The following is a 12221-nucleotide window of genomic DNA, read 5'->3' on the forward strand; positions in this document are numbered from 1 at the left end:
TGTCCCAGCATGAATGCAGCCACCGGCTGCAGAAACGGATACCCAGCGTGGTCCTTCGACTCTCCACTCTTTTCCTGCGCACCCTGCGTGAAGACCCCTCCGACGCCGACGTCGCCAGCCACCGCCTGCTGGTGCGTGCCGGTTACATCCGCCGTGCCGCTCCCGGCATCTATTCCTGGCTGCCGCTGGGCCTGCGGGTCCTGAACAAGGTCGAAACCATCATCCGCGAGGAAATGGCCGCCATCGGAGCGCAGGAAGTTCATTTCCCGGCCCTGCTGCCGCGCGAACCGTACGAAGCAACCAACCGCTGGACCGAGTACGGCGACAACCTTTTCCGGCTGCAGGACCGCAAGGGCGGGGATTACCTGCTGGCGCCCACGCACGAGGAAATGTTCGCCCTGCTGGTCAAGGACCTGTACAACTCGTACAAGGACCTGCCGGTCTCGCTGTTCCAGATCCAGAACAAATACCGCGACGAAGCCCGCCCCCGCGCCGGCCTGCTGCGCGGCCGCGAGTTCATCATGAAGGATTCCTACTCCTTCGACATTGACGACGACGGCCTGGAGGCCAGCTACCAGGCACACCGCGGCGCCTACCTCCGGATCTTCGAGCGCCTCGGCCTGGAAATCGTTGTGGTGTCCGCCGTCTCAGGCGCCATGGGCGGGTCCAAGAGCGAGGAATTCCTGCACCCGACGCCTGTTGGCGAGGACACCTACGTACGCTCCGCCGGCGGTTATGCGGCCAACGTCGAAGCCGTCACCACCGTGTCCCCGTCCGAGATCGACTACTCCGGTGCCCCTGCCGCCCAAGTGGTGGACACCCCGGACACGCCCACCATTGAAACCCTGGTGGCTGTGGCCAACGAGCGGTTTGGCCGCGAATCCGGCGAGTGGACTGCCGCCGACACCCTGAAGAACGTGGTCCTGGCCGTGACGCTGCCCACCGGCGAACGCCGGATCGTCGTCGTCGGCGTTCCCGGCGACCGCGCCGTGGACCTCAAGCGCATCGAAGCCAACATTGCCGCTCACGTTGAAATCGGCGGTGAACTGGAGGTGGAGGCCGCCACCGACGAGGACATCAAGAAGCACCCGGGTCTGGTCAAGGGCTACATCGGCCCGGGACTGTCCGTGGAGGAGCCGGTCCTTGGCACCGAGTCAGCCACCGGACTGCTGTACCTGGTGGACCCGCGCGTGGTTTCCGGCACCAGCTGGATTACCGGCGCCAACTCCGCAGGCAAGCACGTCATCGGCCTCGTGGCCGGTCGTGACTTCACCTGGGACGGCGTCATCGAGGCCGTTGAGGTCCGCGAGGGTGACGAGGCTCCGGACGGAACCGGCCCGCTGGAAGCCGCACGCGGCATTGAAATGGGTCACATTTTCCAGCTCGGCCGCAAGTACGCTGAGGCGCTCGGCGTGAAGGTGCTGGACAAGAACGGCAAGCTGGTCACCGTGACCATGGGCTCCTACGGTGTGGGCGTCACCCGCGCCGTCGCAGCCCTGGCGGAGTCCAACCATGACGACAAGGGCATCGTCTGGCCGCGCTCAGTCGCACCGGCCGATGTCCACGTGGTGGCCACCGGGCGCGGCGAGGAAATCTTCGAAGCAGCTGCCAAGCTGTCCGAGGAACTCGAAGCCGCAGGACTGGAAGTTATCTATGACGACCGCCCCAAGGTGTCCCCGGGCGTGAAGTTCGGCGATGCGGAACTGATCGGCGTTCCGACCATCCTGGTGGTCGGCCGCGGACTGGCTGACGGCGTCGTGGAAATCAAGGACCGTGCCACCGGCAATGCCGAAAACGTTCCGGTGGCTGAAGCGGTGGAGTACGTGCGCCGCGCAGCTGCACAGTAACGACGCCGCGTGGTCTCCGGTCTCGAGGAGATCCAGCTCGCCACCATCCTCCTTGTGGTGGTGGCGGGCCTTGCTGCGGGCTGGATTGACGCAGTAGTGGGAGGCGGGGGGCTGCTGCAGCTCCCCGCTCTGCTGCTGATCCCGGGAATTACCCCGGTACAGGCACTGGCAACGAACAAGATGGGCTCCATCTTCGGCACCACCACCAGCGCCATCACGTACTACCGCCGTGCCCACCCGGACCTGAAAACTGCCCTGCCCATGGCCGCCGTCGCGCTGGTCGGCAGTTTCGGGGGAGCGGCGCTGGCTGTTTCGCTGCCGTCCTCGGTGTTTAAGCCGATCATCGTCATCGCGTTGATCGCGGTGGCTGTTTTCACTGCCCTGCGGCCCACGGTGGGGGAGCTGACCAAGCTGCGGCACACCGGCCGGCGGCACTACGGAACCGCCGCCGGCATCGGCCTGGCGATCGGGTTCTACGACGGGTTGATCGGCCCGGGCACGGGTTCCTTCCTGATCATCGCCATGGTGACATTCCTGGGCTACAACTTCCTGGCGGCCAGCGCCAAGGCCAAGATCGTGAACATGGCGACGAACCTGGGAGCGCTGGCCTTCTTCCTGCCCAACGGTGCGCTGCTGTGGGGAATCGGCCTGGTCCTGGGCTTTTCCAACATGATCGGCGGCTACATCGGCGCGCGGATGGCCGTGAAACAGGGCAGCAAGTTCATCCGCATCGTGTTCCTGGTGGTGGTCAGTGCGCTGATCTGCAAGCTCGGCTATGACGTCTGGGTGGAGAACATCCGCGGCTAGGATCGGCTCGAGGGTCCCTTTGGTGCCGCTCTCAGCGGCTCGGATCCGTACCGTCTTTACTATCGTTGGTCAGGCCGCGAGCGTGGAGGCCACCCACACCGAGCGGCCGGCGCTGTCCCGCTGTCCTGCCCGGGTGTACTCCAGGGCATTCGCCACCTCCCGGAGCACGCTCCACTGCCGGGCAACCTCATAGTCCAGTCCGGCAGCGCTGCACAGTCGGGCGAGCCGCCGCCGCAGCGCTGCCCCGGGCTGGTCCCGGTCCAGCTCCTCCATGCGGTTCCAGAGCATCGGAGCGGCCGCAAATTCCGGCTCACCAACCATGGCCTGCGGATCGATGGCGACAAAACCACCTTCTCCGCCGGAACCGCCGTCGCGGTACAGAATGTTTTCGAAGTGCAGGTCGGTGTGGATCAGCACGTCATTGCTGCTGCGCCTACCCACGGCTCCACGGGTCTGGGACACTTCCAGGGCCGCTTCCAGCAGCGGCCGGTCAAACGGCCGGCCCAGGTCTTCCCAATCAGCGGGCAGCTCGTCGGACAGCTGTTCGACGCGTTCCGCCAATGACGGAACTCCGGCCCAATCGGGGGAGTTCCCCGCCGGCAGGGACAGCTTCCGCACGAGTTGGCCCCAGACATCCACAGCGGTGTCCATATCCGTTCCGGTCAGGTCCCGCCGCTGGTTCAGTCTCTCCAGCAGGAGCGTGCCGCTGTCGGAATGGCTGGCATGCAGCCGCACCGCGCCGTGTCCGGACCATAAGCCCAGGGCTGCAGGCTCGGTGAGTGCTTCCGGGTGCGGATAGGCGGCTTTCAGGACGGCGGGACCGCAGGGAGAGGACACCGGAAGCACCAGCGCTCCGTGGCCGTGCCACGGTTCGGTTCCCGGGGGAAGATCCGAGGAGAGCTCCCAGCGCTCCATTGCCTCGGAAATCACCTGCGGAAGCCCTGAGAGCCAGTCGCGGCCGGCCCTGGAGCTGCTGTACTGCCGCCGCAGCGCAGCGGGAATGGAAACGGGCAACGTCACGGCTTCACACCGGCAGCCGGGTCGGACAAAAGAGGCGAGCTTTCTGGCATGACTACAGGCTAAGGGGTGCCGGCTGCCCGCGGCAGCCCCTCAGGCCCGGCATCCAAGCCGGGGGTTGCCGGCACTGAGGCGTCCTCCATGTACAGATCCGTGCTCAGTTCCGCCAGCCGGTCAATGGCCCAACCCCGGAGACTGCCCGTGCCGAGCCCGGCCAGATCGGCATAAACGGCCGGCAGGGATGCTTCCAGATCCGCCAGCGCCTCGGCAGGATCATCGCCGAACGACGCCGGCAGGGAGTATGCGGGTGCCGGGGTAAGCGCCGGCAGGCAAAGTTCGGGCAGCAGCTCCACGCCCTGTTCACCGGCAGCCAGATGATCTTCGCGGACCGTAGCCAGGGCCGCACGGGAATCTGCGTCGGAAGTGCGTGCCATGGCAACCTCGTAGGCGTACGCAGCGCCGTATTCCGTGTCGACGGCACTTTGGAGGGCGCCGGCTGCATCGGGCTGGTCCTCCCGCGCGGCTTCCGGGGACTCCTTCGCGCCCGGCGAAGCAACACCGGATGGCGGCGTCGATACGCTGCCACGGCCGGCGGCATCGGAGCCTGTTGTCGCGTCAGTGCATTTGCTGCTCGCGCTGACAACTGAGGCAGGTTCCCATTCCTCGGGGACATCCAGGCCCGCAGCCTCGGCCGCACGCAGGGCCAGGACCTGCTGTGCGGCGCCGGTGGAAGCCAGCAACCGTGCGGTGCCGCCGTCGGCCCGCATCGCCGCATCCAGGCTGCTGCGGGCAGATGCCGCCAGCGCCTGCACATACGCGGCAGCAGGGTGAGCGTCCGCACCGGATACCGATCCTGCCGCCGAAACGGCGGGGGGCGGGCTGCCGCGCCGGAGGCTGCCGGTGCGCGTCAGGAGAACCGACTGCTCAGCGAGAACATCGGCCTGGCCGCTGAACTCGTCAGCGAGAGCCTGGGCCTCCCGGCGGGACAGCCCGGCCTTGGGGGAGTCCTCGGATGAGAAATCGGACAGCTCACGCGCCTGCCGGGCCAGTTCCATTGCGGCGGCACGCGCGTCGGTCTGCGCAACCTCGGAAAAACTGGCGGGGCGATCCTCTGAGGTACCGTTTCCGGCGACCATATTGAAACTGAGGACCACGGCTGCCAGGACCAGCAGAACAGTGGTACGCCTCACGCCGCCCAGGACCGCCGTCGCCCGTCCGGCGCGGCCGGCCGCGGGCGCTGTGCGGGACGGGGGCTTATTCACTACCTTCGATGATGCCATGAAACGGTCCCCCGTCTGCTGCGATGCCGTGGGGACTCAGGAAAGTCGGTACGCTAGTACGTACAACATCATCTAGTGGGAGGCACCTATGGCGGTTCGGCCCAGCCCCAAAAAAGACACGTCATCGGATTACCGCAAGAAGGCCATGCACGCAGAAATCACCGCTGAAACCCAGCGTCTCAAGAACTTCCTCGCCCCCACGGTTGAACAGCAGCAGCTTTTCCTCGAAGACATCGAGATCAAAATGGCCGGCGTCACCCGCACGGTGCACGTTATCGTGGACCTCCCCGAAGGAGAGGCCGGCGGCGTAAGCCTGGACCGGATCTCTGACGTGGCCCACGCAGTCTCCGAAGCCATGGACGCGGACCCCAACGACGACGGACGCCCCTACCACCTGGAAGTTTCCTCTCCCGGTGTGTCCCGCCCGCTGACCGAGCCGCGCCACTGGCGCCGCAACGTCGGGCGCATGGTCAGCGTGAACATTGTGGACGGCGACGACGTTATGGGCCGCCTGGTCTCAGTTGAGGACACCGGAATCACGCTGATTCCGGAACTGCCGGTCAAAAAGGGCATGAAGCCCAAGCAGGGCGCGCAGACCACTCTGCCGTTCGGCAACATCCGCAAGGGACGCGTTGAAGTCGAATTTGCGCACATAGACGACGTACCGCTGGACGGCGATGCCGACAGCGATGAAGAAACCACAGCTGAGGAGGCCTAAATGGATATTGATATGAGTGCGCTGAGGCTGCTGGAACGCGAACGGGAGATCCCCCTGGATCTGCTGATTCCGACCATCGAGCAGGCGCTTTTGGTGGCTTACCACAAGACAGCCGGGGCGCAGGACAAAGCCCGCGCAGAGCTGGACCGCAAGAATGGGCACGTCACCATTTGGGCCACGGAGCTGGACGACGACGGCGAGGCAGTGGGTGAGTTCGATGACACTCCCACCGGGTTCGGCCGCATCGCCGCAAGCACCGCACGGCAGATCATCCTGCAGCGGCTGCGCGACGTCGAAGACGACGCCATCGTCGGCGAGTTCAAGGGCCGTGAGGGAGAAATCGTCTCCGGCCAGATCCAGCAGGGCAACAACCCGCACATGATCCAGGTCAACCTGGGTTCCGTTGAGGCGCTGCTGCCTCCCACGGAGCAGGTTCCGGGCGAGAAATACACCCATGGTTCCCGGCTGCGTGCCTTTGTTGTGGACGTGCGCCGCGGCTTCAAGGGTCCGTCCATTACGCTTTCCCGTTCCCACCCGGGTCTGGTGCGCAAGCTCTTTGAGCTGGAGGTCCCCGAGATCGCAGACGGCAGCGTCGAGATTGTTGCCCTGGCCCGCGAAGCAGGCCACCGGACCAAGATCGCCGTCAAGGGACACGTCCCGGGCATTAACGCCAAGGGTGCCTGCATCGGCGAGATGGGTTCGCGGGTCCGCGCGGTCATGACCGAACTGCATGACGAGAAGATCGACATTGTGGACTTCGATGAAGATCCGGCGACCTTCATCGCCAACTCCCTCTCGCCGTCGCGCGTGAACTCCGTCACCATCACCGACGAAGACACGCGTTCGGCGCGGGTTGTTGTTCCCGACTACCAGCTGTCCCTGGCCATCGGTAAAGAAGGACAGAATGCCCGCCTGGCAGCCAAGCTGACCGGCTGGCGAATCGACATCGTTTCCGACGCCAAGAGCGCCTAAGCGCGAGGGTCTTGCGCGTGGATGCGGCACAGGGAGAGAAACGCGTTAGAATGGACAAGGCCGGGTCACCGTCCGCTTTCTTTTTGTCCCCTGCAGCCTCAGGCGCTGCAGCGCACGTCCCGAAAAGGACATGCATAGGGTGCAGGAAAACGGATGACCAGGCTGTTCTGGTGCGACTGGCAGCAGTTGGCACGGACGGCAGGAATGCCGTCCGGGTTGACGAACGCCGTCGTATGTCTGGCCGCGGGGCCTGGGTGCACCGCGGATCAGCATGCTTTGCAGCAGCGCTTCGGCGGCATGCGTTCAACCGGGCCTTTCGGGGGCCGGCTGACACGGCAGATGCGGAAGCTTGGTTCAAGGCTCTTGAGGACGCTCCGACCGGGAGTGGACTCGAAACCGTCCAACCTGAAAGCGGGTCAGAAATCTGATGGAAACCCGATGAGTACCCAGCGATGAGTGCTTTGTTGTGCTCTGTGATGGGCTTTGCTGCACCTGCAGTGGAAGCCCGCAGGAAATAGACGGTTCGTACCTGGCTCGGTGCGGACCGAGACAGGAGAAATGTGGCCAAGGTCCGCGTACACGAGCTCGCCAAAGAGCTCGGCATCACCTCGAAGGACGCAGTTGCAAAACTGCAGGAACTGGGCGAATTCGTCCGTTCCGCCTCATCAACGATTGAGGCACCCGTAGTCAAGAAGCTTCGCGGCGCTTTCCCGGCGTCCGCATCAAAGCCCGAATCCAAGCCGGCCGAGAAGGCCGGAACACCCGGCCCCCGCCCGTCAGCAGCACCCGCTGCTCCGGCACCGTCCGCACCCGCTCCGGCACCCTCTGCGCCTGCACCTGCTGCATCCGCACCGGCTGCTCCGGCTCCCGCTGCACCGGCCCCCGCCGAAACAGCTGCTCCCGCAGCCCCGGCACCGGCCGCTCCGGCAGCATCAGCTCCCGCAGCAGACACCGCTGCCGCTCCGCCGCCGGGCGCCAAGCCCGGTGCACGTCCGGGCCCCAAGGCTCCGGAGGCTGAAAAGCCTGCCGCTTCCAGCGACAGCGGACGCAGCAACGCGCCCCGTCCGGGCGCTCCGCGTCCGGCAGCACGGCCGGGCAACAACCCGTTTGCAACCTCCCAGGGCATGCCGCGCCCCCGTGGCCGCGGCGAGAACGAGCGTGGTTCGGGCGCACCGCGTCCGGGTAACAACCCGTTTGCTCCGTCCCAGGGCATGCCCCGTCCGGGCCGCCGTGACGAGAACACCGAGCGTCCTGCAGCAGCAGGCGCCGGCGGTCCCCGTCCCGCAGCCGGTTCCGGTGGTCCCCGTCCGGGCGCACCGCGTCCGGGTGCACCCCGTCCGGGCGCCCCGCGTCCGGCGTCGGCACGTCCTGCAGGCCCCGGCGGCCCCCGTCCCACCCCGGGCATGATGCCCAACCGCACCGAGCGTCCGGCAGCCCCGGCACGCGGCGGTGCCGGTGGCGGACCCCGCAGGGGACCGGGCGGCGCTCCGGGCGGAGCTCCCGGTGCAGGCGGCGGCGCACCCGTTGGCGGCGGCTTCGGTAAGGGCGGCCGCGGACGCGGCGGCACTGCCGGTGCTTTCGGCAAGGGCGGCGCAGGTCGCGGCAAGCAGCGCAAGTCGAAGCGGGCAAAGCGGCAGGAACTGGAGCAGATGTCAGCTCCGTCGCTGGGCGGCGTTTCAGTACCCCGCGGTGACGGCAACACTGTTGTCCGTCTGCGCCGCGGCGCGTCCATCACGGACTTCGCCGACAAGATTGAGGCCAACCCGGCAGCACTCGTGACCGTACTGTTCCACCTCGGTGAAATGGCAACGGCCACGCAGTCCCTGGACGAGGAGACCTTCGGTGTCCTGGGTTCGGAACTGGGCTACAAGATCCAGGTTGTCTCGCCGGAAGACGAAGAGCGCGAACTGCTGAGCACGTTCGACATCGACTTCGACGCCGAGCTTGAAGCCGAAGGCGACGACCAGCTGGAAGCACGTCCTCCGGTAGTCACCATCATGGGTCACGTTGACCACGGTAAGACCCGCCTGCTGGATGCCATCCGCAACACCAAGGTTGTTGAAGGTGAAGCCGGCGGCATCACCCAGCACATCGGTGCCTACCAGATCCAGTTCGATCACGAGGGCACCACGCGTCCGATCACCTTCATTGACACCCCGGGCCACGAGGCGTTCACCGCCATGCGTGCACGAGGTGCCAAGGTAACCGACATCGCGGTCCTGGTTGTCGCAGCCGATGACGGCGTCATGCCGCAGACGATTGAAGCGCTGAACCACGCCCAGGCAGCAGATGTGCCGATCGTGGTCGCAGTGAACAAGATCGACAAGGAAGGCGCCAACCCGGAGAAGGTCCGCGGCCAGCTGACCGAATACGGACTGGTTCCCGAAGAATACGGTGGCGACACCATGTTCGTGGAGGTCTCTGCACGCCAGAACCTCAACATTGACGCCCTGCTCGAGGCCGTGCTGCTCACCGCGGACGCTGCCCTGGACATGCGCGCCAACCCGAACAAGGACGCCCGCGGTATCGCGATCGAAGCCAACCTGGACAAGGGCCGCGGTGCAGTTGCAACCGTCCTGGTCCAGTCCGGAACCCTGAAGGTCGGCGACACGATCGTTGCCGGAACGGCCCACGGCCGCGTCCGCGCCATGTTCGACGAGAACGGCGCAAACGTTACCGAAGCCGGACCTTCCCGTCCGGTCCAGGTGCTGGGTCTGTCCAACGTTCCCCGCGCCGGTGACACGTTCTTCGTTACCGACGACGAGCGCACCGCCCGCCAGATCGCTGAGAAGCGTGAAGCTGCGGACCGCAACGCCGCGCTGGCCAAGCGCCGCAAGCGCATCAGCCTCGAGGACTTCGACCAGGCCGTCGCCGACGGCAAGGTTGACACCCTTAACCTCATCCTCAAGGGTGACGTTTCCGGTGCCGTGGAAGCCCTGGAAGACTCGCTGCTCAAGATCGACGTTGGCGAAGGCGTGCAGCTGCGCGTCATCCACCGCGGCGTCGGTGCCATCACGCAGAACGACGTCAACCTGGCGACGGTGGACAACGCCGTCATCATTGGCTTCAACGTCAAGCCGGCCGAGCGCGTTGCCGACCTGGCCGAGCGTGAAGGCGTGGACATGCGCTTCTACTCCGTCATCTACGCAGCAATCGATGACATTGAGCTTGCACTGAAGGGCATGCTCAAGCCGGAGTACGAAGAGGTTCAGCTCGGTACCGCCGAGGTCCGCGAAGTGTTCCGTTCCTCCAAGTTCGGAAACATTGCCGGCTCGATCGTCCGTTCCGGTGTTATCCGGCGCAACGCCAAGGCACGGGTCACCCGCGACGGCAAGGTTATCGGTGACAACCTCACCGTTGACTCGCTCAAGCGGTTCAAGGACGACGCCACTGAGGTCCGCACGGACTTCGAGTGTGGTATCGGCCTCGGCTCGTTCAACGACGTCAAGGAAGGCGACATCATCGAAACCTTCGAAATGCGGGAGAAGCCGCGCGTCTAGCAGTAACCCGGCGGGGCCGTCGGTATTCCGGCGGCCCCGCCCCCGGCGGTTGGGCCGGCACCACGGTGCCGGCCTCCGCTGAGGCCTGTCGGCCCGGCCCGCTGGTATCCCGGCGCCCTGACCGACACCTGACGTACACGATGAGCCGGCCTGCGCCGTCGTCGTGTGCGATCCCAAGAATCAGAGTTAAGGAGAGGTAATGGCAGATCCAGCACGCGCTGCAAAGCTCGCTGACCGAATCAAGGTTGTGGTTGCCCAGGCGCTGGAACGGCGGATCAAGGATCCCCGGCTGGGGTTTGTGACCCTCACCGATGCCCGCGTCACCAATGACCTGCAGCATGCGACGTTGTACTACACCGTTTTTGGTGACGAAGCGCAGCAGGCCGACACCAAGGCAGCACTGGAGTCCGCCCGCGGCGTCCTGCGCGCCGAGGTGGGCAAGAACATCACGGTGCGCCTGACGCCCACGCTGGAATTCGTTCCTGACGAAATCCCCGTGAACGCCAGCCACCTGGAAGAACTGATCCGTGCCGCCAAGGCCCGCGATGCAGAGCTCGAAGCCCTCAAGAAGGGCGCCACCTACGCCGGTGACGCTGATCCGTACCGCAAGGACGAGGACTTCGATGAGGAAGAGGACGAAGCTGACGAGGAAACTCCGGCCGGCTCCGACGCCAAGTAGTTCTTTGCAGTGAATTGAAGTGAAGAGGGCGGTTCCCCTGCGGGGGAACCGCCCTCTTCGTGTCTGTCTGCGGTTCTACTCGTCTTCCTGCTCCTCATCCAGCGTGTCAGCGTCCAGCGAGTCAGCAACGGATCCGTGGTGGCCGTGGTGGCCGTGGTGGCCGCGACCGCCGCCGCAGTTGTCCTCGAAGCCAATGCGGATAATTCGTCCAGCCGGGGGACCCGGGTCAACGGGCGGTTCAACGACAGGCGGCTCCTCAGCGTCCGGCTCCTCAACCCCGCCGGGGGGAAGCGCATCCACCGAGGCGTAGAGAGCGCCGTCATGAAGCTCCAGGGCTGCGGGCTGGTTCACTTCATAGAAGAGCTCCGGAGTGTCGGATCCGGCGGGCACCACCGAAATCCGGTTGCCCAGCAGCTCGGCGACGAAAAGATCGCCGTCGTTGGTCACTGCCAGTCCTGTTGCCCCTGCGAATCCGGTGGCTACCAGTTCTGACTCGCCGCTGCGTTCGTTCACCCTGAACACGGACCCGTTGTTCAGCCCGCCGCCCCCGGGCAGCGATGTCACATACAGATAGCCGTCCGGACCTCGTTCGACGTCGGTCGGTACCGGTTCCAAGTTGTAGGTGAGTCCCGCGGTGCACTGCGGCAGGCCGAGTCCTTCCGCTATCTCCGCGGTCAGGACGAGGGGAATAGGAGGCAACACTGCAACCGTTGAGATGCCGCCATTGCGGTCCACCCGAATCAGGGAGTTCATGCCGGCGTCAGCAACGATCACACCGCGGCGCACCGGGAGGGAAGCGTAAGGGTTGGAATCCTCCAGCCCTGTATAGGACACCGGAATGCCTGCGGGTATCTGTGCAGCGCAAGCCGCATCGATGCTGTCGAATCCGTAGTGGTTGACGCCGTCAGGGTTCTGCGAAAACTCATAGCCGGCGATGTCTGCGACGGTCCTAATGTTGCCGTTCCGATCGATCGACTTCAGCGCGGACATGTTCTGTGCAGGATCGTTCGTGGCGGCGCCGATGACCGTGGTGTAGTAGGTGATGCCGCGCTGCTTCGATGACTTGGATACTGCCCCGAAAGAATAGCCGGAGCCGGGCTCCGCGGCATCAAGGATTTCGGTGGTGCCGTCGGGCATGATTCGGGTGAGCAGCCCGGCGAAATCCTGGGTTACATCCAGTGTTCCTCTCTTACCGACGGCAAAGCTCAGGGGAGTGAGCAGCCCTTCGGCGACGGTTGTGACCTCTCCGGCGACGGGAGTGGCCGGGGCCGGCGGTTTGGGGTGGTGCCCTCCTCCGGCGGAAGCCGGCGAGGCAACGAGTCCCAGAGCCGCTATTGCGGCCAGGGAGGCAAGGGCGGGCGATGATTTCTTCACGGTGATCTCCTCAGCATTGGTCAGGTG

General features: G+C 65.5%; 10 protein-coding genes. 7 read left to right on the plus strand and 3 right to left on the minus strand.

Annotation, left to right across the window (positions count from 1 at the left end; translation table 11 throughout):
* The first annotated feature begins 47 nt into the window (after positions 1-47).
* Both CXQ89_RS15135 and CXQ89_RS15140 read left to right on the plus strand, forming a co-directional pair.
* A complete protein-coding gene (locus CXQ89_RS15135) occupies positions 48-1847 on the plus strand; it encodes a proline--tRNA ligase (protein ID WP_104104575.1) in 1800 nt (599 codons plus the stop codon).
* 9 nt (positions 1848-1856) lie between these two features.
* Entirely contained in the window at positions 1857-2654 is a 798-nt protein-coding gene (locus tag CXQ89_RS15140) for a TSUP family transporter (RefSeq protein ID WP_104055373.1), read from the plus strand.
* Positions 2655-2723: 69 nt separating this feature from the next.
* On the opposite strand, the gene CXQ89_RS15145 is transcribed toward CXQ89_RS15140, so the two are convergent.
* Together CXQ89_RS15145 and CXQ89_RS15150 are read right to left on the minus strand one after the other, a co-directional pair.
* Positions 2724-3674, minus strand: a complete 951-nt coding sequence (locus CXQ89_RS15145) for an aminoglycoside phosphotransferase family protein (protein WP_104161832.1) — start codon at positions 3672-3674, stop codon at positions 2724-2726.
* A 59-nt stretch (positions 3675-3733) separates the two neighbouring features.
* The gene (locus tag CXQ89_RS15150; RefSeq protein WP_219815620.1) at positions 3734-4933 is read right to left on the minus strand and encodes a DUF4439 domain-containing protein; all 1200 of its coding nucleotides are present in this window, start codon (positions 4931-4933) and stop codon (positions 3734-3736) included.
* A 106-nt stretch (positions 4934-5039) separates the two neighbouring features.
* Here CXQ89_RS15150 and rimP point away from each other — a divergent pair, with 106 nt between their 5' ends.
* From rimP to rbfA, 5 genes are all read left to right on the plus strand, one after another.
* Complete coding sequence (gene rimP / locus CXQ89_RS15155; RefSeq protein ID WP_104161834.1) at positions 5040-5669, plus strand: ribosome maturation factor RimP; 630 nt, start codon at positions 5040-5042, stop codon at positions 5667-5669.
* Positions 5670-6641 carry a transcription termination factor NusA gene (nusA, locus tag CXQ89_RS15160; protein ID WP_104055377.1) on the plus strand — a complete coding sequence of 324 codons (972 nt, stop codon included), beginning with the start codon at positions 5670-5672 and terminating at the stop codon, positions 6639-6641. It abuts the gene before it with no gap.
* 50 nt (positions 6642-6691) lie between these two features.
* Positions 6692-7069 (plus strand): YlxR family protein, encoded by a 378-nt coding sequence (locus CXQ89_RS15165; protein ID WP_104161835.1) that lies wholly within the window; start codon positions 6692-6694, stop codon positions 7067-7069.
* Between the two features lie 132 nt (positions 7070-7201).
* On the plus strand, positions 7202-10141 hold the full coding sequence (infB, locus tag CXQ89_RS15170) for a translation initiation factor IF-2 (RefSeq protein WP_104161836.1): 2940 nt from the start codon (positions 7202-7204) through the stop codon (positions 10139-10141).
* 199 nt (positions 10142-10340) lie between these two features.
* Positions 10341-10820: a 30S ribosome-binding factor RbfA gene (gene rbfA, locus CXQ89_RS15175; protein ID WP_104055380.1), complete on the plus strand. Its 480-nt coding sequence runs from the start codon at positions 10341-10343 to the stop codon at positions 10818-10820.
* Between the two features lie 75 nt (positions 10821-10895).
* Here the strand turns inward: rbfA and CXQ89_RS15180 are convergent, their stop codons facing one another.
* Positions 10896-12194 (minus strand): ScyD/ScyE family protein, encoded by a 1299-nt coding sequence (locus tag CXQ89_RS15180; RefSeq protein ID WP_181032383.1) that lies wholly within the window; start codon positions 12192-12194, stop codon positions 10896-10898.
* Between the last annotated feature and the right edge of the window lie 27 nt (positions 12195-12221).

Source organism: Arthrobacter sp. ZGTC212, from assembly GCF_002929255.1.
GTDB classification, from domain to species: domain Bacteria; phylum Actinomycetota; class Actinomycetes; order Actinomycetales; family Micrococcaceae; genus Arthrobacter_B; species Arthrobacter_B sunyaminii.